The organism is Microbispora sitophila (assembly GCF_014892245.1).
In the GTDB taxonomy this organism is placed as follows: domain Bacteria; phylum Actinomycetota; class Actinomycetes; order Streptosporangiales; family Streptosporangiaceae; genus Microbispora; species Microbispora siamensis.
Genome location: NZ_JADBGC010000027.1, coordinates 1 through 21637, shown reverse-complemented (window position 1 = coordinate 21637; position 21637 = coordinate 1). Strand labels below are relative to the sequence as shown.

The 21637-nt window shown below is 71.4% G+C and carries 18 protein-coding genes; 3 read left to right on the top strand and 15 right to left on the bottom strand.

Translation table 11 applies throughout. From position 1 onward, the window contains the following. Positions 1-25 precede the first annotated feature (25 nt). The 11 genes from IL992_RS36720 to IL992_RS36670 form a co-directional block, all read right to left on the bottom strand. Positions 26-1492 (bottom strand): GMC family oxidoreductase, encoded by a 1467-nt coding sequence (locus IL992_RS36720; RefSeq protein WP_193207921.1) that lies wholly within the window; start codon positions 1490-1492, stop codon positions 26-28. A 73-nt stretch (positions 1493-1565) separates the two neighbouring features. Beyond that, positions 1566-2867 carry a sedoheptulose 7-phosphate cyclase gene (locus IL992_RS36715; protein ID WP_193207920.1) on the bottom strand — a complete coding sequence of 434 codons (1302 nt, stop codon included), beginning with the start codon at positions 2865-2867 and terminating at the stop codon, positions 1566-1568. A 10-nt stretch (positions 2868-2877) separates the two neighbouring features. Then, on the bottom strand, positions 2878-3567 hold the full coding sequence (locus IL992_RS36710; protein WP_193207919.1) for an HAD-IA family hydrolase: 690 nt from the start codon (positions 3565-3567) through the stop codon (positions 2878-2880). Then, complete coding sequence (locus tag IL992_RS36705) at positions 3564-4367, bottom strand: sugar phosphate isomerase/epimerase family protein (RefSeq protein WP_193207918.1); 804 nt, start codon at positions 4365-4367, stop codon at positions 3564-3566. Before IL992_RS36705 ends, IL992_RS36710 begins: the two co-directional genes overlap by 4 nt. Then, positions 4364-5158 (bottom strand): SDR family NAD(P)-dependent oxidoreductase, encoded by a 795-nt coding sequence (locus IL992_RS36700; RefSeq protein WP_193207917.1) that lies wholly within the window; start codon positions 5156-5158, stop codon positions 4364-4366. The genes IL992_RS36705 and IL992_RS36700 overlap by 4 nt, the downstream gene beginning before the upstream one ends. Further along, positions 5155-6186 (bottom strand): alcohol dehydrogenase catalytic domain-containing protein, encoded by a 1032-nt coding sequence (locus tag IL992_RS36695; protein WP_193207916.1) that lies wholly within the window; start codon positions 6184-6186, stop codon positions 5155-5157. The genes IL992_RS36700 and IL992_RS36695 overlap by 4 nt, the downstream gene beginning before the upstream one ends. 98 nt (positions 6187-6284) lie before the next feature. Next, entirely contained in the window at positions 6285-7310 is a 1026-nt protein-coding gene (locus tag IL992_RS36690; protein ID WP_319019059.1) for an ROK family protein, read from the bottom strand. Positions 7311-7760: 450 nt separating this feature from the next. Continuing rightward, complete coding sequence (locus tag IL992_RS36685) at positions 7761-9017, bottom strand: glycosyltransferase (protein WP_193207914.1); 1257 nt, start codon at positions 9015-9017, stop codon at positions 7761-7763. A gap of 168 nt (positions 9018-9185) precedes the next feature. Next, positions 9186-10130: an aldo/keto reductase gene (locus IL992_RS36680; protein ID WP_193207913.1), complete on the bottom strand. Its 945-nt coding sequence runs from the start codon at positions 10128-10130 to the stop codon at positions 9186-9188. A gap of 140 nt (positions 10131-10270) precedes the next feature. Next, the gene (locus tag IL992_RS36675; protein ID WP_193207912.1) at positions 10271-11446 is read right to left on the bottom strand and encodes a GDSL-type esterase/lipase family protein; all 1176 of its coding nucleotides are present in this window, start codon (positions 11444-11446) and stop codon (positions 10271-10273) included. A 64-nt stretch (positions 11447-11510) separates the two neighbouring features. Next, the gene (locus IL992_RS36670; protein WP_193207911.1) at positions 11511-12080 is read right to left on the bottom strand and encodes a TetR/AcrR family transcriptional regulator; all 570 of its coding nucleotides are present in this window, start codon (positions 12078-12080) and stop codon (positions 11511-11513) included. Positions 12081-12205: 125 nt separating this feature from the next. On the opposite strand from IL992_RS36670, the gene IL992_RS36665 reads away from it, so the two are divergent. Both IL992_RS36665 and IL992_RS36660 read left to right on the top strand, forming a co-directional pair. After that, positions 12206-12544: a PadR family transcriptional regulator gene (locus IL992_RS36665; RefSeq protein WP_231514017.1), complete on the top strand. Its 339-nt coding sequence runs from the start codon at positions 12206-12208 to the stop codon at positions 12542-12544. Positions 12545-12654: 110 nt separating this feature from the next. Continuing rightward, the gene (locus tag IL992_RS36660) at positions 12655-13749 is read left to right on the top strand and encodes a hypothetical protein (protein ID WP_193207910.1); all 1095 of its coding nucleotides are present in this window, start codon (positions 12655-12657) and stop codon (positions 13747-13749) included. A gap of 8 nt (positions 13750-13757) precedes the next feature. Here IL992_RS36660 and IL992_RS36655 read toward each other — a convergent pair whose 3' ends face one another. The 4 genes from IL992_RS36655 to IL992_RS36640 form a co-directional block, all read right to left on the bottom strand. After that, positions 13758-16007: an N-acetylmuramoyl-L-alanine amidase gene (locus IL992_RS36655; protein WP_193207909.1), complete on the bottom strand. Its 2250-nt coding sequence runs from the start codon at positions 16005-16007 to the stop codon at positions 13758-13760. A 175-nt stretch (positions 16008-16182) separates the two neighbouring features. Then, positions 16183-17736 (bottom strand): chymotrypsin family serine protease, encoded by a 1554-nt coding sequence (locus IL992_RS36650; RefSeq protein ID WP_193207908.1) that lies wholly within the window; start codon positions 17734-17736, stop codon positions 16183-16185. Positions 17737-17863: 127 nt separating this feature from the next. Next, complete coding sequence (locus IL992_RS36645) at positions 17864-19423, bottom strand: alpha-L-arabinofuranosidase B (protein WP_193207907.1); 1560 nt, start codon at positions 19421-19423, stop codon at positions 17864-17866. Between the two features lie 569 nt (positions 19424-19992). Further along, on the bottom strand, positions 19993-20529 hold the full coding sequence (locus IL992_RS36640; protein ID WP_193207906.1) for a P-loop NTPase family protein: 537 nt from the start codon (positions 20527-20529) through the stop codon (positions 19993-19995). Between the two features lie 188 nt (positions 20530-20717). Here IL992_RS36640 and IL992_RS36635 point away from each other — a divergent pair, with 188 nt between their 5' ends. Then, positions 20718-21116 carry an ACT domain-containing protein gene (locus IL992_RS36635; RefSeq protein ID WP_193207905.1) on the top strand — a complete coding sequence of 133 codons (399 nt, stop codon included), beginning with the start codon at positions 20718-20720 and terminating at the stop codon, positions 21114-21116. The last annotated feature ends 521 nt before the right edge of the window (positions 21117-21637 follow it).

Sequence of the window (21637 nt, the reverse complement as noted above, 5' to 3'; positions counted from 1 at the left end):
GCGTGCCGTGCCGGCGACCCGGTCCTCACCGGATCGATTCGGCCAGCCGGGTCGCGACCGCGACCGTGGTCAGGTTGGTGTTGGCCCGAGGGATCACCGGCATCAGTGAGGCGTCCCCGACGTACACGTTGGACAACCCGTGCACCCGCCCGTCGGCGCCCGCCACGGCGGCGGGGTCCTCGGCCGGTCCCATCGCGCAGGTGCCGACCGGATGCCAGTACGTGCCCGCCGCCTCCGCGATCGCCTCCCGCCGGGCCGGCGACCACGGGATGAGCGTCGCCAGTTCGCTCACCGGGGTGGTCTCGGCGAGCTTGTGCGCCAGGTCGACGCCGTCCAGAGCCACCTGACGGTCGTGGCCGTCGGGGTCGGTGAAGTAGCGGGGATCGACGAGGGGCGGGGCCAGCGGGTCCAGCGACCGGGCCCGCACGGTGCCGCGGGATCGGGGCGTCAACACGAACACGTTCAGCGTGACCGTGAGCGGGCCGACGAAGCGGCCGTGCTCGTCCTCGCCGGCGCCGGCGGTCGGCACGATGTGCACGTCCCAGTACTCGTCGGCGGCCATGCCCGAGCGGACCTTGAGCACGGTCTGGGCCATGTACACGTGGAGGTCCGGCAGCACGAGCGCATCCGCCGGGGTCAGCGAGAGGTCGACCTTGGGGTGGTCGATCAGGTTCGACCCCACCCCGGCAAGCGGCAGCGCCACCGGCGCGCCCAGCTCGCGCAGCACCCGCTCGGGTCCGATGCCGCTGCGCATCAGCAGCGGCGGGTTGCCGTAGGCGCCCGAGGCGAGCACCACCGTGCCGGCCTCGACCGTCTCGGCCCGCCCGCCCCGCAGGATCTCCACACCGGTGGCGCGCTCGCCCCGCACCAGCAGCCGTACGGCCGGGGCGTCGGCGACCACCCACAGGTTCGGCCGGCCACGGGCCGGGTCGAGATAGGCGAACGCGGCGTTCCAGCGGGTGTGCCCGATCGCGTTGAGCGGCACCCACCCCGCGCCTTCCCTCGCGTCGGGGGCGTTGACGTCGGCCAGCGGCGGCAGGCCGAGTTGTGCGGCCCCGGCCAGCACCGCCCGGTGCCAGGTGCCGCGGTCGGACTCGGCAGGATCGCGCACCCGCAGCCTGCGCAGGGCCTCGGCCAGGTACGGAGCCAGCGCGGCGTAGTCCCACGCGCCGCCGGAGTACGCGGCCCAGGCGTCGTAGTCGGCCGGGGCGCCGGCCGTGATCCAGCAGGCGTTGCTCACCGACGAACCGCCGATAACGCGGGCCCGCGAGGTGTACGGCGGCCCTCCACGGTCCCAGTCGTGGCTGCGCGCGGGGGTCCGGCAGTCCAGCAGGTCGGCCGGCCACCGGCCCTCCTGGTAGGGCCCGTAGTCCGGCCCGGCCTCGAGCACCAGCACCGAGCGACGCTCGTCCTCGCTGAGGCGGGCGGCCAGTGCGCAACCGGCGGCGCCGCCGCCGACCACGACGACGTCGGCTCGCAGGTTCTCTGACATCGTTTCTCCATCCACTTCGGAGTCAACCGGTACGTACGTCCGCCGGTTCGGCGGGAGCCGCGAATCGGTGGCGTCACCGGCCGTCGCCGGACTGGCCGGGACGCCCGGCGGAAGGAAGCGCAAGCCACCGTCGGGGGTCCTGCGAGTCGGCCGGCGTGTGCCCGTTGTGGCCGTCGGCCGAGGGGAAGGGCCCGGTGGCGCTCGGCAACCGGTCGTCCAGTTCGCGTTGCACGGCGACGGCGGCGGCGAGCTCCTCCTCGGTGACGTCGTTGACGAAGGTGACGTCGCCGATCCCGACGGGCAGCGGCAGCCGTTGCTGTCCGTCGCGGTGCCGCACGGTGTCCTCCAGCGCGTGGGCCAGGACCTCCGGGTCGAGTGTGGGGTGCCACCTCGGCAGTCCCAGCGCGGACATGACCGCCAGCACGCGGTCCCGTTCCTCCTCGCTGACCAGCCCGCGGCGGTGGGCCATGACGGTGGTCAGCGCCATGTCCACGCAGACCGCCTCGCCGTGCAGCAACGCGGGCAGCGCCCGCATCTCCACCGTGGGGCTGAAGGTGTGCCCGTAGTCGACACACCGCTCCAGCTCGGCCTCCCAGAGGTTGGGCTGCAGTTCCTCCAGCATGTCGTGGGTGGCGGCGCGCAGCACGGTGACCGCGGTCTCGTCACCGGCCGGCGTGAGGCCCTGGAACTTCTCGTCCAGCAGCAGCCGGCCATGCTCCTCCAGTAGCTCGAACAGCGCGTAGTCCTTGATCAGCGCGACCTTCAGGATCTCCGCGAGCCCGTTGCCGATGTGCCTGCGATTCAGGGTGCACAGGAACGAGCGGTCCAGCAGGGTGAGGTCGGCGGGCGCGTACGTGCCCAGCCTGTTCTTGTGGCCGTTGAAGTTCACGCCGGTCTTGGCGCCGACACCGGCGTCCACCAGCCCGATGAGCGTGGTCGGCACCCGTACGAACGGCGTGCCGCGCCGGTAGAGGCTCGCGACCAGGCCGACGATGTCCATCAGCACGCCACCGCCGATGACGATCAGAGGCTCCTGCCGGCGCGCGATGCCGAAGCCGTCGAGCTCCTCGACGATCCGCGCGGCGGTGCCGAACTCCTTGACCGTCTCGTCCGCCTGCACCACCACTTTGGCGTAGTCGACGCCGTGGTGCTCGAAGTAGGCGTGGATCTTCTCCCCGTGCAACTTGTCGACGTTGCGGTCGACGACCACGAACCGCCGCAGCTTCCCCCCGACGTCCGACCCGACCTCCAGCAGGTCGGTGCGGTCGGGCCGTAACAGGCCGTCCCGGAAACGAACCTCGTAGCTGACCTCCTTTCGCGTGCGGACGAGCCATGAGACGGTCTGCTCGACGTACAGTCCGGTTGCCTCAGTCATTTCCAGCACCTCAGTCATTCACAGGTCCCCGATTCGTATTGCGGTACGACACCCGCAGCCGGCCGGCCGCGCACTCCACCCAGACGGCGCGCAGGTCCGCGACCCGGTCCAGTCCTTCGGTGACGGGCGCGGCGCAGGCGCCGACCACCACGGTGCGTGCGCCGGACGCGCGCGCGGCGAGCAGGCCCGCCTCCGCGTCCTCGAAGACGACGGTGTGCTCCGGCGCCGCTGCCAGCCGCCCGGCCGCGGCCAGGTAGCCCTCCGGGCTCGGCTTGCCCGCCGTCACGTCTTCCGCGCTGATCACCACGGACGGTACGGGCAGCCCGGCGGCGCCCATCCTGGCCTCGGCGAGCGCGCGTCCGGCAGAGGTCACCAGGGCCCAGCTGCCCTCCGGCAGCGAGGCGAGCAGCGTGGCCGCACCGGGAACCGCGATGATTCCCTCGGTGTCGGCGACCTCCTGCGCGCTCAGACGCGCGGCCTCCGCCTCGACGTCGACACCGGCCGGCGCGAACTCGGCCACGGTCTCCTCGGTGCGGCGTCCGTGTGACACCGCGAGGATCCGCGCGAGGTCCAGCCCGTGTCTGGTGGCGAAGGATCTCCAGGTGCGTTCGACGACGGCGGTGGAGTCGACGAGCGTGCCGTCCATGTCGAACAGCAGCGCCGCCGCGACGACGGATGTCGGCGTACGTGCCTCGGTCATGCTCCTTCCTCGGTCGCGGGGAAACGCCCGGCGCGCTGCCGCGCCCAGGCGAGGTCGACGGCCAATCGGGCGCGGTCTCCGTCGCGGTAGTCGTTCTCCAGCACGAACGCGTGCACGGCCAGGTGCTCGCGCAGCGCGTCGACGGTGTCGTCGAGTCCGCCGTCGCCCGAGCCGAGCAACGGGGTCGCGCCGGCATCGGGCGGTCCGTCCTTGAGATGGACCTGGTCGGCGAGCAGACCGGCGAGCGGCGCGACCAGCGCGTCCGCGCGCAGCCCGGCCTTCACCGGGTTGAACGTGTCCAGCACGAGACGGAAGGCGGGGGAGCCGACCTCTTCGGCGAGCGCCCGGGCCCGCTCCGCGGGAAGCACGTTCTCGTTGGCCAGCACCAGACCCCGCCCCTCGGCCTGGTCCGCCGCCCAGCGCAGCACCTCCGCGGTGCGGGCGAACGCGTCCGGTCCGTCGATGGCGCTGCGCCGGAAGCTCGGCACGAACACCAGCGGCACGCCCAGCGCCACCGCCGCGTCGAGCAGACGTTCCAGCGCGGGGCGCACGACCCCGGGCTCGGCGATCAGGCCGAGGTCGTTGAAATGGTTTCCGGCCAGCGCGAGCAGCCGCACATCACGGGCCTCGGCCTCGGCTCGCAGCGCGTCGACGCGGCCCGGTGCGTCGGCCCACTCGCCCCGGCCAGGTCCGCCGAGGTCGAGTTGCACACCGTCCGCCCCCGCGGCGGCGGCCAGCCGTACGGCCTCGGCCCCGGACGCGGGCAGCCGCCACTCGGCCAGTCCGACCAGGCAGCTCATGCCGGCGTCCTGCTCTGCGAAACCGGCGCCGCCTCGTAGGCCGACCGCCATGTGCCGTCACCGTCGACCACGAGGCTGTCGCCGTGGTGACCGTCCCCCGCGGTCGCCGCCAGCTCGACCGCCAGCCTGCCGAAGGAGGACGGTTTCATGTAGGAGCTGTAGTCGAAGCCCTCGGGCCTGCGCCTGCGGATCCCGGGGGTGTCCACCATCCCGGCCGGCAGCACCTGCACGATGCGGACCTCGTCCTCCCGGTCCTTCTCCTGGTCCTTCTCCTGGGCGATCTCCTGGGCCACGGAGTCCAGCAGCGCCTTCGCCGCCGCCTTCGAGGCCGCGTAACCCGATCTGCCCGGTCCGGCGTTGAACGCGACCTCAGAGGAGACGCCCAGGAAGAGCCCCGGACGAGCCTTGCGCAGGGACGGCATCAGGGCGTGCAGTGTGCGCCACAGGCCGGTCACGTTGACGTCGAGCTGGGCCTGCCACTCCTCTTCCGGCACCTCGCCGAAGGCGGCGCGCTTCGTCCCGTAGTGGACGGAGGAGAAACACGCCGCGTCCACCTGGCCCGCACCCAGCTCGGCCAGTCGCTCACGGGCGTGATCGGGTTCGGTGAGATCGATCCGTTCCCAGTGCAGGTGCGGCGCGTCGGAGGGACGGCGGCGGCTGCACACCACCACCTCTGCGCCCGCGCCGGCCCAGGCGTCGGCGATGCCGCGTCCGATCCCGGTCGAGCCGCCGACCACGATCACGCGTCGCCCGGCGAGCCGCCCGGTCAGTTGTTCGCTCAACAGTGTCATCGGTCATCCTCAGCGATCCGCACCGACAGCTTGATCAGCCGCCGGTCTTCGACGACGCGCTCGCGCGAGCCGGCCAGTGTCCGCATCACGCGGGCCGCTCCGTCGAGGTCGGTCTCATGGGTGATCAGGTCGCGGTAGTGGCCGGCGTCGCCGGCGAGTTCGGCCGCCGCGTCCAGCAGATGCCGGTTCGCGACACCGCGATGACCGAACAGCCGGACCCGTCCGGCCGTCGTGATCTGTGCCGGGGCGGGCAGCCCCGCGCAGTTCGCCGCCCGCACGGCGGTCAGGTCGATGCCGGGCAGCGACGGTGTCGACGCGCCTGGCGGCAGTCCGCCCACGATGTCGACGACGTCCGCGCCGGCCGCGAGCACCGACTCCAGCGCCGCCACCGTCGCGTCGCGCGGCGTGGCCAGCAGCGCGGCGACCGGCCCGTCCGGCGTCACTCCGGACAGTCCGTCGAGCAGCAGGTCGGCGGGGTGCGGGCTCGCCTCGCTGAACGCCCTGCCCCGCTCGGTGTGGTGAACCAGCGCCACCCGCACGTCCCTGCCGAGCAGGCGCCGGGCGGCCCGTACGGTGAGGTGCCCGATGACGCCGTCGCCCACGACGAGCAGCGTCGCCGGGTCGAAGGCGCTCAGCTCACTCAGCGCGTACCGGACCACGGCCAGCGGTTCCAGCAGCGCCGCCACGGTGACGTCGGTGCTCTCCGGCAGGGCGAGCACCAGGCCGCCGGACACCGCCGTGGCGGGCAGCAGGGTGCGCTCCTGCAGCAGGCCGTCCGTGGTGTGTCCCAGCAGGAACCCGGGATCGGCAGGGTGCGTCGGGTTGACCACGACGAGCGCGCCAGGCGCGAACTTCTCCGGCACGCCCTTCCCCGCCGCCGTCACCCGTGCGATGCCCTCGTGCCCGATCACCGGCGCCGGGTCGTCACGTAGACCGCGCAGCATCTGGATGTCCGTGCCGCACAGGCCCGCGTACAGGGGCGCCACGCTCAGCTCGCCGGGCCCCGGTGCGAGGGTCGGGCGCGGCACGACGGAAAGCGTGCCGTTCGCTCGCACGATGGCACGGTGGGTGGGCCGGTGGAGGCCACGGTGGAGGGCACGGTTGAGGGCACGGTGCCGGTGGTGATTCACGCCGCCCTGCCTTCCCGGGCCTCCCCGGCCAGCGCGGCGAGTCCCGCGCCGACGAGCCCGTCGGCCTCGGAGACGATCAGCCGATCGCGCACCCAGCCGGGCTGTCGCTCGCTGGTGAGGTACAGGCCCTCCCGGCTCAGGTGGGCGAGCAGCGCGTCGCGGTAGTGCTCGCCGAGCCCCAGCGCGACCCCGCCGGTGAAGGCGACCAGGTCGATCTCCGGTTCCAGGCACAACGCGGTGCGCACGACGTCGGCGACCGGCTTCGTCGCGGCGTCGAGCAACTCGGCGGCCGGCGCGTCGCCGGAGTCCAGCGCCGCCGCCAACGCCGGCTCGAACGCCTCGCCGCGCGCCAGCCGCATGCCGAGGTCCGACGAGTCCCAGTCGCGGCCACGCCGCTCCCGCAGGACCTCGGCGAGTCTCCGGATGCCCGGCCCCGAGGAGAACGCGGCCACGTGCCGCGGTCGTCCGCAGTCACAGCGCAGGTCCACCGGCTCACCGTCGATGGCCACGGCCGCCGGCAGATGGCCGATCTCGCCCTGCAGCCCGCAGCCGTCGACCGGGATCCGCCCGGTGCGCTGGTCGATCGTCCGGCAGGCGACGCCGGTGCTGATCGTCGCGAGCAGGATCTTGCGCAGATCCCGGGCGCGTGGGGCGCTCGCCAGGTGCAGCAGCGCCGCGGTGACGTCGTTCACGACATGCCAGCGCACGTCCGGCCGGGCCGCGTTCAGCGCCGCGAGGAGGTCGTACGGCCGGGTGTGCGCTCCCCACAGGGGAGCGGAGGCGTAGACCGTGCCGGTGTGGTGGTCGAGCGCCGCGCCGAACGACACGCCTGCGACGGCGCGGGGCGGCACCGCCTCGGCCATCATCCGCACCAGCATGGCCCGCAGCTCCTCGACGGACGCGTGCGCCCAGCGGGAAAAGCTCGGCGACGGTGCCCGCAGGACCTCACCGAGCCCTTGCTCCGGTGACCACCGCGACCAGCGCACATGCGTGCCACCGACGTCCAGAACCGTTATCACCACTGGATTTCCCCTACCTTGGGCAGATTGCCTCGGGCTCCGGCAGGGCATTCGAACTCCGCTCCTGCCTACCGAGCCCGGGTGCCCCGCCTGATTCCGGGAAAACACGGAGCGGTCAAATTTCTTCGTATTCGCCTGTCAGGAGGAATTTCCTCGGGCGAGTCGCCTTCGCGCACGCGAAGAGAACGCGCACCGGATAAGCAGACCGGAAATTACGGACAGCCATAAACGACAAACGCGAAATCGTGAACAGCGTTGAGGTGTCGGCCAGACTGCGGCCCTCCCGACGCGGCCACGACGAGTGCCCGCCGGGCGGTCACCGGGTGCCGGCGGGCTGGTGCCACGTTCGCGTATGGCACCAGCCGCGCGACGACGTCGGCAGGTACGGAGAGTCCGGGCAGGAGCGACCGGCGCGGCGCCGTCCACCTCGCGCTGGTCCGCCGCCCAAGGGGCTCAGGGAGCTCCGGCGATCACCTTCAGGTAGTCCTCGGCGAGTCGCCGCATCGTGTAACGCTCAAGCACCCCGGCCCGGGCGCGCTCGCCGAGTTCGCGGCGCAGCGCGGGGTCGTCGAGCAGCCTGGCCAGCGCGGCGCGCACGCCGTCGAGATCGACCGGGTCGACGAGCACGCCGTTGTGACCGTCCGTGATCTGGTGACGCAGGCCGCCGACCGCGGACGCGACCACCGCCCGGCCTTTGACCATCGCCTCGGTCGCGGTGAGCCCGAAGCCTTCCTCCAGGCTCTTCTGCAGGACCACGTCGGCCCTGCGCTGCAACGCGTTCACCACGAGCGCGTTCCGCTCCGGCCGTTTCAGCGAGATGTTCACCAGGTGCACCCGTGCGCGCTCCGCCTCGGACAGCCCGGCGAGCACGTCGTGCACCTCGGCGAGGACGGCGAGTCCTTCCGGGTCGTCGGGAATCTCGGCGGGTTCGGTCCCCGCCAGCACGAGGTGCACGTCCTCCGGGAGGCCGACGACGCAGCGCACCACGCCGGGCATGTCCTTGAGGGGGTCCCATCGTGACACCTGGAGCACGACGCGTGCGTCGTGCGGCAACGGCGTGTCCTGCGTGACCGTCACGCCGGGCGCGACGCGGGCGGTGGTGAGGCCGATCTCGGCCAGCACCGCGGCGATCTCGTCGGAGGTGAGCTCCCGGTTCTTCGGCGCCGCGGGGTCGACCGCGGGCGGGACCACGAACAGCTCGCGCACGTGCGGCGGAGCGAACTCGGGCAGCGTCGTGACCACGGCGTCCAGCGCGGCGAGCTCGGCGTCGAACGCCCGCCACACCGCCCCCGGCCCGCGTTCGGGCGCCACGACGGCACCGATGTGGCAGTGCCACACCACCCGCGCGCCCGCGGCCTTGATCCCCGGGGCCAGGCCGAGAGTCTGCGGATCGTGCAGGACCACGACGTCGTCCGGCGTCACGTGCCGCGTGAACCACTCGGCCTGCGGCGCGAGCGTGGAGCGGTAGGTCCGCATCAGCGCCGGATCGTCGAGCCGTCCGGGGTCGGCCTGTCCATGCAGCAGGTTGTGCACGTACTTGGTCACCGCGTAGAAGTCCGCGGTTCCGGCGATCACGGCCCAGCCGGCGGGTTGATGACGGATGAGTCCGCGCAGCAGTTCGGAGACTCCTCCGCCGGTGGCCGTCGCGTTCACGTGTACGATCAGGGGCTTTTCGGTGCCGGGTTCGATCTCCCAGACCGGTGTCAGCATCGCAGTGCCTTTCGAGCATTGGCGCACGCCACCTCGTCGGGCGAATGTGCGTCCTCCCGGGCATGATCATTGAGCGCGATCTACCAAAGCCGGTTGCCCGTACACCGGGACCGTAAACTCGGCCGGCCGGTTACTCGTCGCGTACGAAACGGGCGGGCGGCGAGGCGTTCAGGCGGCCGCGTCCAGCCGCGCGCGCAGCTCCCGAGGGAGCGCCAGGGCGGCGCCGGCCAGAGCCTCCTCCAACTGGGCGGCATTGCTGACACCGACGATCGGCGTCACCGCGGGGTCGCCTCCGGTCAGCCAGGCGAGCACCACTTGATTGCGGGTGACACCGAGCTCGCCGGCGACCTCGGTCAGCACGGCGAGCCGCCGGGTCGTCCCCGGATGGTCGTACGCCTCGGGCAGCGGGCGGTCGTCGCGGACGTAGAAGCCGTTGAGCAGCGGGGTGTAGGCCCACAGAGCGAGGTCGCGCTCCGTGGCGACGTAGTCGAGGACCTCGTCCGTCACCCACCCGAAGCGGTGCTCCTGGTCGGGGACGGGCGCGCCGGGGCGGGGGACGAGATACGAATGGCGCAGTTGCACCGCGGTGTAGCCGGGCCATCCGTTGTCCGCGGCGATGCGGCGGGCGCGCTCCACCCGCCACAGGGCGTGGTTGGACGCGCCGAGGCGGGCCACGGCGCCGGACTCGACGAGCAGCGCCAGCGCCTGCCCCGTCTCCTCCAGCGAGACCGACCGGTCCTCCTTGTGCGTCCAGAACAGGTCGACGTGATCGGTGCGTAAGCGGCGGAGGCTGTCCTCGACCGCCGATTTGATCGCCGAGGCCGACAGCCCCTCCCGCTCGTCCGGATCCTCGCCGCCGACAGGCTGGGCGCCCGCCTTGGTGCTGAGACACACGCGATCGCGACCGCCGGGTCGCCTGGCCAGCCATTCACCGATCACCCGCTCGCTGTGACCGCCGGCGCCGTCCGGATCGGTCCAGAACGCGTAGCAGTTCGCCGTGTCGATCAGCGTGCCGCCCGCGTCGGCGAACCGGTCCAGGAGGTCGAAACAAGTGCGTTCGTCCACCTGGCTGCCGAAACGCATCGTCCCCAGCGCGAGGTTCACCTGTGCCATGCCGTGCTCCCTTTGTCAGGATGTGCAGGAATCTGGCAACTGGAGGGAATTCCAGGTGAACCGCAAGTGCCCGGATATGGGGCACTTAAAGCCGCTGACACAATGAGCTACGCCGGCGCGATATGCCGCCGGAATTTCGGTCAGCCGGTGGTTACGGCGAATGGGCCGCCGGCGCCGAAAACGAGGCGGGCGAAGTTCTCGCCGATGCGGCGGTGCCCCGCGGGGTCCGGGTGCACCGCGTCGGGCAGCGGCAGTTCCGCGTAGTCCGCCTCGCCGTAGAGCTCCCGGCCGTCGAGGTAGTGCAGGTTCGGGTCGCCGACCGCCCGCTGCCGGACGATCCGGGCGAGTTCGCCGCGGATGACGTTGAGCGTCAGACGCCCCGCGGCGCGTTCGGCCGGGTCGCCCGTGGCCTTGAACCGCACGGTCCCGCCGTCGAAGTCGGGCGCGAGCGGGCCGGGGGTGTCCTCCTGGACCGGGCACAGGATGGAGGACACGACCAGCAGCGGCGTGGCCGGATGCCCCTCGCGGATCGTGTCGAGGAAGCCGTGGACCGCCGGGGTGAAGGCGCGCAGGCGCATCACGTCGCCGTTGACGATGTTGATGCCGATCTTCACGCTGATCAGGTCGGCGGGGGTGTCCCGCATCGCGCGGGCGGTGAACGGGTCGAGCAGCGCGCTGCCGCCGAACCCCAGATTGACCAGCTCCACTCCGCCCCGGGCGGCGGCCAGGGCCGGCCAGACGGCGGTCGGGTGGGCGGCGTTCGAGCCGTGGCTGATGGAGCTGCCGTGGTGCAGCCACACCCTGCGCCCGCTGTCCGGCGCCGGCTCGATCGGGGCGTCGGTGCGCAGGGCGATCAGCTCGGTGATCTCCGTATGAGGGAGCCAGATCTCGACGTTCTTGTCACCCGCGGGCAGATCGGCGAACCGGGCGGTGCCGGGAGGTCCTTCGCGCAACTCGACGGACTGGGTGGCCATGTCGATCGTGCGGACGTTGCCGCCGGTCACGGTGGCCTGGGCCGTGAGGCGGCCGTCGACGAGCAGGTCGTACACGCCGTCCGCCGGGGCCGGAAGACCCCGGTAGGCCCTCGTGGTGCGCAGCGTGTCCAGTTCGATGGCGGTGGCCCGGGTCCGGAACACCAGACGTACGCCGGACGGCTGGGCCTCGGCGACGGCCAGTTGTTCGTCGGGGATCTGCCGGCGAGCCCGGGCGGGCAGCCGGTGCGGCAGCAGGCCGTGCGCCGTGCGTTCCACGTCGAGGACGCCGCGCAGGATGTCCGGTGTGACGGGTGTGGTGATCCAGTCGTGCTCGATGCTCATCGCCTCAGCCTGTCCGGTCGGGATTTTCACGGTGGTCCGATGCGTCGGTGCAAGCCCCTGGTAGTCAGGGCGTGGCCCGGTTACGCAGCAAGGCGTCGAGGGAGTCCACGATCCACGACCAGGATTCCTCCGGGTCGACGGCGGTGTGGCTGAAGCCTCCGCTCATCTCCAGGCTGACGTAGCCGTGGAAGACGCTGCCCAGCATCCGGACCGCGTGTGTCTGGTCCGGCTCCGCGAGGTCGTAGCCGCGCAGGATCGCCCGCGTCATCTGTGCATGCCTGACGCCGGCGCTGGCGGCCGCCGTCTCGGGGTCGAGCCTGAGCCGGGCGGCGGCGTAGCGGCCGGGATGCTCCCGGGCGTAGTCGCGGTAGGCGTCCGCAAAGGCGGCCAGGGCGTCCCTGCCGGCGCGCCCGGCCAGCGCGTCCGCGACCCGGTCGGCGAGTTCCTCCAGAGCGAACAGGGCGATTCCGGTCTTGAGGTCCTGGGAGCTCTTCAGGTGTGAGTACAGGCTCGCGACCTTGACGCCGAACCGCCGGGCCAGCGCCGAGATCGTCACCTGGTCGAAGCCGACCTCGTCGGCCAGCTCCGCCCCCGCTCTGATCAGGCGTTCCGTGGTCAGCCCCGCGCGCGCCATAGCCCTCTCCCTGATTGACCTGAACTCATTATGTATTTGCCTAACACTTTTAGGCAAATCCGGACAGCTTGCGCGGAGATGTGCGGCGCTCTTGAATATCATGTCTTCCGATATATCCTGGAGGCGTGACAGCACGGGCGATGACGGAACCGGCGTTCCTCGTTCTCACCGCACTCGTCGACGAGCCGCGGCACGGCTACGGCATCGCGCAGGAGGTCGAGCGGCTCTCCGGAGGGCGCGTTCAACTAAAGATCGGCACCCTGTACGGCGTGCTGGACCGGCTCGCGGCCGACGGGTTCGTGGAAGCGGACCGCGAGGAGGTGCGGCAGGGACGGCTGCGCCGCTACTACCGGCTGACCGACGAGGGGGCGCGGGCGCTGGAGGAGGAGGCCGTACGGCTGGCCGACAACGCGCGCCGCGCCGTCGAGCGGCTGCGGCTCAGGCAGGCGGGAGGGCTGGCATGAGCGAGCGAAGCGAGCGAATCAACAAGCCATGAGCAAGCGAAGCGAGCGAATCAATAAGCACAGGGCGGGGTTCGCTCATGCGACCCCGAGCCGCAAGGCGAGGGGGAGACATGAGCGAGCGACTCGGTAGAGGGAGCGTGCTCGAGGAGCGCTACCGGCGGTGGCTCCGGCTGCTGCCCGCGTCCTACCGGGCGGAGCGCGAGGAGGAGATGGTCTCGGCCTTCATGGAGGGCGCTCAACGCGGGCGGGCCGGACACGACGACCAGCGCCCGCGCTTCCTGGAGATCGCCAGCGTGGTCGCGCTCGCGCTGCGGCTGCGGCTGGGCGGTCCGGGGTCACCGCCCAGGTCCTACCTGTGGGGTGAGGCGGTCCGCCGGGCCGCCCTGCTCGGCCTTGTCTTCTGGACGATGGTCGGCGGCCTGTACGCCGGGCAGGCGGTGCTGACGTACGGCATCCCCGTGGATGCTCTCCCTGACAGTGTCATGGGCATCGGCGATCCCGAGTCGCCCGACCGTCTGCGGCTCGTGCCGGCCGACCTGGTGCCCCTGCTGTGGGCGGTCGCTGTCGGCGCGCTCGTCCATGGCCGTCCCCGCACGGCCAAGGTGGCGGCCACCGCTGCCCTGGTCGTGCCGTACGTGCTGGTGCCACCGCTCGTCATCGGGCAGATGGACGCGGTGCGCTGGGCCTGCTCGGTCCTGCCGGCCGCGGTCACGGTGCTGGCGCTGGTGATCGGGTTCCACCGCGACGCGCCGCCGCCCCGCCTGTCCGCGCGGCGGGCCCTGTTCCTGCTCGGGCTCCCGATCGCCGCCGGTGTCCTGCTCAGCGTGGTCGTCGGTGTGCTGGGGGCGATGGTGCGAGCGGGGACCGTTCCGGCGCGGCCCCTCATGTCCGCCTGGATGTGGGTCGACACGCCGGGCCTCATGTGCGTGTCGCTGCTGGCGGTCACGGTGTGGTGCGTGGCCCGGCGCGGGGCGCAGGGAAAGCCCGCCGCGCCCGTGGCGCTGGCGGCGGCGATCCTGACCGTGCCCGCCGTGCTCGCCCGGGCGGGCACGATGCCCTGGGGCGCGACCGGCGTGATCGGCCTCAACGCGACCCTGCAACTGGCCGTGCTCCTGGCGAGCGGGATCACCCTCGTCGTCATCGGCGTACGGGCGCTGCGGGCTGAGGACGGGAGCCTCACCGAGGTGAGCGGGCAGCCCGGATAACGCTCCGCCTACCGGTAGGACCTCACGTGCCGGGGATGGAAGCGCCATCGCGGCTTGCCGTGCCACACGGGCTTCGCGGACCGGACCGGCGAGGTGGCCGCCGACGTGGCGACGCCCGGCTCGTAGTCGCGAGCCGACGCCGTCACCCGCACGGACAGCCGGGCGCCGCGGTCGCGGCTCTTGAGGTGGTAGGTCCGCCCGGTCGCGCCCCTGACCTCGGCGCCGTCGCGCAGCCACTGGTAGCGGAGCCGCTTGAGCGACGGTGTCCAGGCGCCGGGGGAGGCGGTCAGCGTGCGGCCGACCTTCGGGACGCCACGCACGACAGGCGGCGTCGTGTTGACCACCGCGACCGGCCGCGCGTCGTGCAGGTCGACCTCGGCGGCGCGGACGAAGACCTGGCGGTGGGCGTACCAGAGTTGGTAGTAGCGGTCTTGTCCCTTGAGGTCGGTGCGGTCGCCGGGGGCTGATCCGTTGTATGTGGTCGCGCGGTAGTAGTCGGTGACGACGTCGTCGTCGCTGACGGCGTAGGTCTGTCCGACCGGGACCTTGTATTCCAGCGGCGACAGGGCCTGGACGGGGATGTTCGTGCCGGTGTAGGCGGGTGCCTCGGGGTAGGCGCGGCCGTAGACGGCGGCGGGGGTGGTCGCTCCGGTCTTCACGGTGACCGTCTTCGCCTGGGTGCGGACCACGACGGGCCGGTCGGCGGGGTTGTGCAGCCAGGCGAGGGAGCCGGCCCACCATATGCCGAGCCAGTCGCCCTGCACCTGGGCGATGACGAGTTTGTGGCCAGAGACGACGCGGGCGCTGATGTCGCTGACGTACGTGGTGCCGGCCTCTCCGGTGGGTTTCCAGCCGGGGTCGGCGGCGAGCGGCGCGGTCTCGGACGGCGACTGGTAGAGGGGGAGGAAGTTGGTGCCCGCTCCGGGAACGCAGTCGGGGGAGTGCGGGGAGGCGGCGGCGCAGCCGGTCAGCGGCTGGGGGTTGTCCTGGTAACCGGTTCGCACCTCGACCACGTCTCCGGGGGCGACGTCGGTGGTGGTCTTCCGGGTGCCGCCGATGGGGGTGCCGAGCAGGTCGAAGTAGTGGTCCCAGTCCCAGTAGGGGCCCGGGTCCCAGTGCATGCCTTGGGTGGCGCCGAGGACGGTTCCGGGTACTTGGTCGTGGCCGATGATGTGCGCCCGGTCGAGGGGGATGCCGTACTTCTGTGCGAGGTGTTTCACCAGGGCGGCGGAGGTCTGGTACATGGATTCGGTGAACCAGGTGGCGGTTCCGGCGAAGCCTTCGTGTTCGATGCCGATGGCGTGCATGTTGACGTACCAGTTGCCGGCGTGCCAGCCGACGTCCTTGGCGTCGAGGTGCTGGGCGATGTGGCCGTCGGAGGAGCGGATGGTGTAGTTCCAGGCCATGTACGTGGGGTCCTGGACGAGCCGTACGGAGGAGTCGTAGTAGCCCTCGGTGTCGTGGATGACGATGTAGTCGAGCTTCGGCCCGCCCGGCCCGGTCCGGTCGGCGATGTCGTGGTTGCCGTAGCGCGTCGTGTCGTCCGGGTCGGCCGGGACGTGCCTGGCGTACGGCGCGGGGATCAGCTCGCAGTCGAGCCCGGACGGGCAGTCGGCGCCCGGGTCGGCCGCCGCCTTGGTCTGCGGGAGCGCGATCGACTCGTCGGCGGCGAGCGTCATCGTCTGGCCGTCGGTGGTGACGCGGCTCTCGCCGGTGCGGAGGGTCTGGTAGACCTGCCGGACGAAGTCCTGCTTCGCGCCGAACCGGGCCACCGCGTCGCGCCAGGAGCTCAGGTCGTCGCCGCCGTCGTGGTAGGACGCCAGCAGCGCCGCGCCACCGCAGATGTTGGCGTTCGGCTCCCGGCGCAGCGCGTCGGCCGTCAGACCGGTCAGCTCGGCCGCCGCCGCCAGCTGGCTTTTCGAGACGGCCGTCCGGCCCTTGCCGGCCCCGTCTCCCGTCACCGGCGTTCCGTCGCTCAGGTCGAACACGCCGTAGCCGCCGTCGGAGCTCGGCCTGCCCTGGTGGTCGTCCCAACGAGACAGCATGTACGCCACGGCCTTCAGCAGCGACTCGGGCACACCCGTCGCCTTGGCCGCCTCGCCGAAGGCGGCCTCGCGGGTGGGCGCCGACACCGTCGCGGCGCAGGACACCCGGGAGCCGGATCCGTCCGCCGCCGACTCCGGCCAGCATGGAGCGGCCGGGAGCAGCATCGCCATGGCGGCGCCCGCGACGGCGGTGGTGCGCAGTGCGAGTCTCACGGGGGCAGGCCCCTTCCCTGCGGGGGGTGTCGGGAAGATCGGACAGGGGTCATCACACCGCCGGACGGGCCCGGTGGCCAGCGAATCGGGCGAATCTCATCGAGATCGTTAACTGAACCCGACAGAACTGGTCAAGCGGACATCGGCACCCGCATACCGGACGTGGTACGGCCGCTCAGGCGGGGTCCTTGTCGAAACCGAGATAGGGCTCGAGCCCGGGGAAGTCCCGGGTGGCCGTGCCGAAGTCCTGGAAGATGGTCCACTCGCTCTTGCTGCCGAAGATCGAAGTCGTCCTGATGCTGCCCGTGTGGGAACCCATCGCCCGCACCATGCTGGAGTCGCCGGTCAACTCGAAGACGGGCGCACCGCTGTCGCCGCCGGCTGTGCTGCCGAGCGGCCGCTTGGCGGAGATCAGGTCGTCGTGGCACTCCTTGTTCCCGTAGATGTCCTCGCCGCAGATCTCGGTGTACTTGCCGTCCACCACGTGCCCGCACGTCGCTCCGCTGGTCGCGCCGGAGACGCACAGCGACTGCCCCTTGTAGGTCCACCCCCATCCGGCCACCGGCTTGACGAAGTCGTTCACGCCGGGCATGCCGTCCCAGATCCAGCCCGTGGCGTCGCTCACCGAGACGACGCCCGTCACCCTGATGAGCAGCAGGTCGTGTCCCACGTGCTCGGCCTCGGCGGTGCCGATGGTCTGGCCGGCGGCGTCGGTGAACCGGTCGCCCGGCGCGCCGCAGTGGCCGGCGGTCAGCAGGTAGCGGACCAGGTTGATGTGCACGGCGAAGGCGGCGGTGCAGTGGTAGCCGAGGCTGCCGTTCCCTCCACAACCGCCACCGGCGGCGAAGGTCGCGTTGCGGATCGCCGCCCCGCCATACCAGGGGGCGTCGTCGTCGCAGCGAGTCTTGTTGAGCTTCATGGGCTCCTGCGCGACCATCTCGACCGGAACCCCCACCTTCGGCAGTTCCTGCCGGGCGAGGGCGGCGTCCTGCTCCCTGACCGCCGCGGTGAGCCCACTACCGTCGAGGGCCAGCTTGACGGCGTGCACGCGGCCACCGCGGTCGGCGCCGGACGCGGCCCAGAGCCGGTCCGCGGCCTCCGACAGCTCGCTCTGCGAGTACGCGGCGGGGCGTACCTCCACCGTGACGGCCTTCCCGGCCCGGCCTATCGCGGCCCGGACCGGCCCGGGCACCTTGTCCTTCCACCAGACGATCACCCGGTCACCGGCCAGCTCGATCCCCGCGTACCCGGCGGACGGGCCGCTCTCCACCGCCTTCCTGATCTCGTCGGCCGCCGCGACCAGGGGCGCCTGCCGCCGGAAAACGTCCTGCTGCTCGGGCGTCAGGTACGCCGGAGCCCGGTTTCCCGGCATCGGCGCCGTCTGCCCCGCCGGGACGGTGGGTGCCGCGACGGCGGGCACGGCGACGGCGGTCACGGCGGCCGCCGCCAGGATGGCGCCCGTGACCTTCGACATCAACGACATGCTGTTCGTCCCCCTCGGATGCTGGAGCCCTCGGTTCCACCGACTTCCAGCGGCCGAAGGTAGGCAGGCGGACTTGTGATCGGCTTGTCGCTGAATAGGACCGGTCGCCGCGGAGCCGGGCAGCCACTCGCGCAGCCACGACCGCAACCGCCCGTCGCCGAGGCCGGGGCCGGTCGGTTCGACGTACGCGACGAGCCTGCGGGCGCCCTCCTCGTCGCCGGGGGCGAGCACGACGGCCTGGTTCACCAGCGGGTGGCGCTCCAGCCTGCCCTTCGTTCGGAGGCATGGCGCCGCGGAAGACATCACGTGATCGCGCCGCAGAAGGCGGGAGCCGCCCCCGTGGCCGGAGGCGGCTCCGCTCTTGCTGGAGGGCTTATGCCCAGGGCTGGGAGACAACCCAGCTCACGTCGTCATTCCATGCGGTGGCGCTGTCGAAGGCGTTCGAGCCGCCGTTGCTCGCGATGTAGACGGTGTTGTTGTAGTGGCGGATGAACCGGGTCGGGAAGTTGTAGGAGGCGAACGACGTGCCCTGGCCGTTCTTGCCGGTCTGCGGGCAGAAGGTGGCGTCCGCGGCGAACAGCGAGCTGCCGTCGTCACGCTGCCGGTAGAGCTGGTAGTTCTGGTGGCGCAGGTAGTCGCCGGGGTAGTTCCTCGACTCGAACGACACGCACGAGCTGCTGGCCAGGCCGCTGCGCACGATCCAGGTCGCGTCGTTCTTGTCGAGTGTGGAGCTGGACGAGGTGATCACCGACGTGACGGCCTTGTCGTTCTGGTGCCGGATGTAGCGATCGGTGTAGCCGGACGTGGTCGCGCGCAGCGAGATCGCCGAGCCGGGGGTGAGCGTGCCGTTCTGTACGCCGCCCGTCGACGTGGCATACCCTGCGGCCACGATGTTGGCCTGTACGGCGTTCTCGGTGGCGTCGGACGGGTAGCCGGAGGTCATCACGCCCTCGTAGAAGGTTCCCCTGGCGCCGACGCTGTTGTCGCCGCCGATGCCGAGGATGATGGCCCCCTCCTTCTTCATCGGGTTGTAGCCCGCGACGTTGGGCCGCACCCCGTTGTAGAAGGTCGACAGGCTGCCCGACTGGGCGTTGCCGCCGCGGATGGCCCAGTGGTTGGGCTCACCCTTGACGATGGCGGTCAGGAAACGGTGGCTGATGCTCGGGTCGCCGGCGTTGTAGTGCTGGTTCACACCGGAGAACAGGCCGTTCTCCAGGTCGGCCATGATCCAGGGGCCGTTGCCGGCGCCGTAGCCCCAGACCTTGTTGTTGCCGAAGTAGATGGCCTCCATCGTGCCGTTGCCGTTGTCGCGGCTGTTGGTCTCGGCGTTGCCGTAGTCGAAGCAGCAGCCGCCGTTGTAGTGGGTGCCGTCGAAGATGGCGTACATGCCCTCCGGCTGGTCGCCCTTGGCGACGCCGTTGGTGGCGTTGTTGCGGTAACCGGTGCCGGGGGCCACGTAGACGCCGTAGGCCTTCTGCCCGCCGACCGTGATCGGCGCCGCGGTCGCGACCGCGAGGTTGTCGTAGCCGCCCGCGGCCGGGCCGGAGAATCCGCCGGGAGGCGCCTGGGTGAGGCGGTTGTTCCGGCCGGACTGGTCGTAAATGATCGTGATCAGACAGGTGGTGTTCGCGCAGAAGGAGTCCTGCGCGGCGGCGTTGGCGACGCCGCCCGCGCTCAGGACGCCGATGTCGCGGGTGGTGTTGTCGGAGGAGCGGCGCACCTGGTAGAGCGGGCCGTTGTAGTTCGCGTACAGGGCACGGGTGGTGCTGTGCGCGGCCACACACGGCGTGCCGCCCGCAGCGTAGATGTCACACGGCCCCTGCGTGGCGGCCTCCGACGGTGCGGAGAGGCCGGCCAGCAGTCCCGCGGCGAGCGTGATCGTCGCGCCCGCGGACAGCGCCGCCCTCTTCAGATGCCGTAATCGGGAAATCATGATGGCTTCCGTGCCTTCCTGGTGGGGGGTGTCTCCGGTCATTTCTGTTAGCGCTAACAATCGCAGCTGTGAGCCGCCGCCGTCTCACAGTCATGCACGGGGATCGGTGCGCTCAGTGTTGGCGTCTGACCCGTCTCCGTCAAGGCCCGAATTCGCGAAGGGCACGCTCGCTCGCGCCTTTCGGGTCTCGCCCGGGGTTGACTTTCGGACGAGTGGCCGCTGCCCGCCCGGAGTGATCATTCGTGTGTTAGTCCTGTTCAGGGGATATTAGAAGGTGTTCCGGTCATCGCCGCGGCGTCCGGATCCGGTCGGCAGTGCGAGCGTGGGACGGACAGGTGTGAAAGTTTCACCACCGACGCCAGCGCGCTGCCGCTCGGCTTTTTCCGGCTCTTGACGGGCGGGCCGGAATCGCTCACAGTAACGGCGGACGCCCGCCGTACCCGCCGCCCGCGGGCGTCTCATCCCGCCGTCTCCGACCCCATTCGCAAGCCTAAAATGTTATGGATAACATCAAACGCCGTAGTACTGCGCGTCGAATGAGAGCCGGCACCCGTCATCATTCCCGGCGCTCACGGTCGCCCGGTGTCCTCGGGAATGCCGACGCCGGCGAGCCAGCGTCGGGCCTCGCCCGCGGTGCCCAGTCGTACGACGGTGACGTGCGGATGCCGGCCGATGCGCTCCAGCGTGGTCGTCCGCTTCCGTTCGTGCTGCGACCATGCCCAGCGGATGGGGTGCCCGGGGTCGATCCAGTTTCGCACGCTCTCCCTGTTGCCGTTCCACAACTCCGTCCTGGACACGGCGCGGGCGAGCGAGCGGCGTACGACCCGGTGCATCACGGTTCGGCGCGGGAGGTCGAGCCAGATGACGGTGTCCGCCCGTTCCCACAGCAGGTCATGCAGGAACCCGTGGTACTGGTCCTCCGTCACCCAGCGAGGCCCGGACGAGAAGCCGTCGACGTCGGACTCGAACTCCGGCCGCTTCGTCCAGCCCGGCCCGTGGTGCAACGCGTCGAGTTCATGGCGGGGGAGCCCGAGCCGCCGCTCCAGGGCCCTGGCCATCGTCGTCTTCCCCGCCCCGGAGATCCCCGCGATCAGCACTCTGTCCACGATGACATTCCACCAGCCGTTTCGCGGGCGGCCGGTCCGCGCCCGCCGGTGAGCGCGGGACGTCCTTAGGCGAGGTGAGCCTCGTAGGCGGCGATGACCAGGTGGACGCGGGTGCGGGCGTCGAGTTCGGTCCATGGTCGCCGCGGTCTTCCGCAGACGGTGTGCGGGCCGCTTGTACGGTGCTGGGTGTGACTGGCGAGACCGACCTGCGCATCTTGCTGAGCGCCATGCGCCCGCGGCTCAACCCGGGCCGCTACGTGTTCACCACCGTCGACGGCCAGATCCCTCCCGGCGTCGGTCCCGTCGTCACGGTCGCCGAGGAAGAGGGCCTCACACTGGTCCTGCCGCAGCAGGAGGCCGACGCCGCGGGGCTGGCGTACGAGTACGTCGCGGGCTGGATCACGCTGCGCGTCCACTCGGCGCTCGAGGCGGTCGGCCTGACCTCCGCCGTCGCGCGGGAACTCGCGGCCGCCGGCCTGAGCTGCAACGTCGTCGCGGGTTTCCACCACGACCATCTTTTCGTGCCGTACGAGCGTGCCGCCGAGGCGGTGGCCGTGCTGGAGGATCTCGCGCGACGCTCCGCCTGACCAGCCGACGCTGCCGGCGCGATTCAGCACGCACGCCTTCGTACAGGAGGGCGAGCGTGGCATGAACTCCGGAGCCTGTCTGAAAGTTTCAAGGACTCCGGCCCTGATTCTGCAGGCGTCACCCGGACGTTCACTGGCCTGACGAGGATCGCTGGCCAGGGATAACGCGCATTTCTCCCAGCATAAGGCTTCGGTGGCATTGCGGGAATCGTTGACAGCTGGACAATTGCGGTCCGATACTTTCGACAAAACTCCGATAATTTTCGGAGGTGTACGGCACTGACGTGCGGTAGCCGCGACCCGCCCATTTACGCCCGGCCGAGCGTCGTACGCCGCCTGGCCCCCGTCAGCCTTCACGAGGAGGAAGCGCGCATGATCGACGCACCCGCTCACTGGACAGGCCGCAGGCGCGGCCGCGTCAGGCTGCTCGTCGGCCGTGTCTGCGCCGTGGTGCTGGCCGCGGCCGTGGCGCTGCTGCCCGGCGTCGCCCACGCGGCCGTGACCACGAATCAGACCGGCAC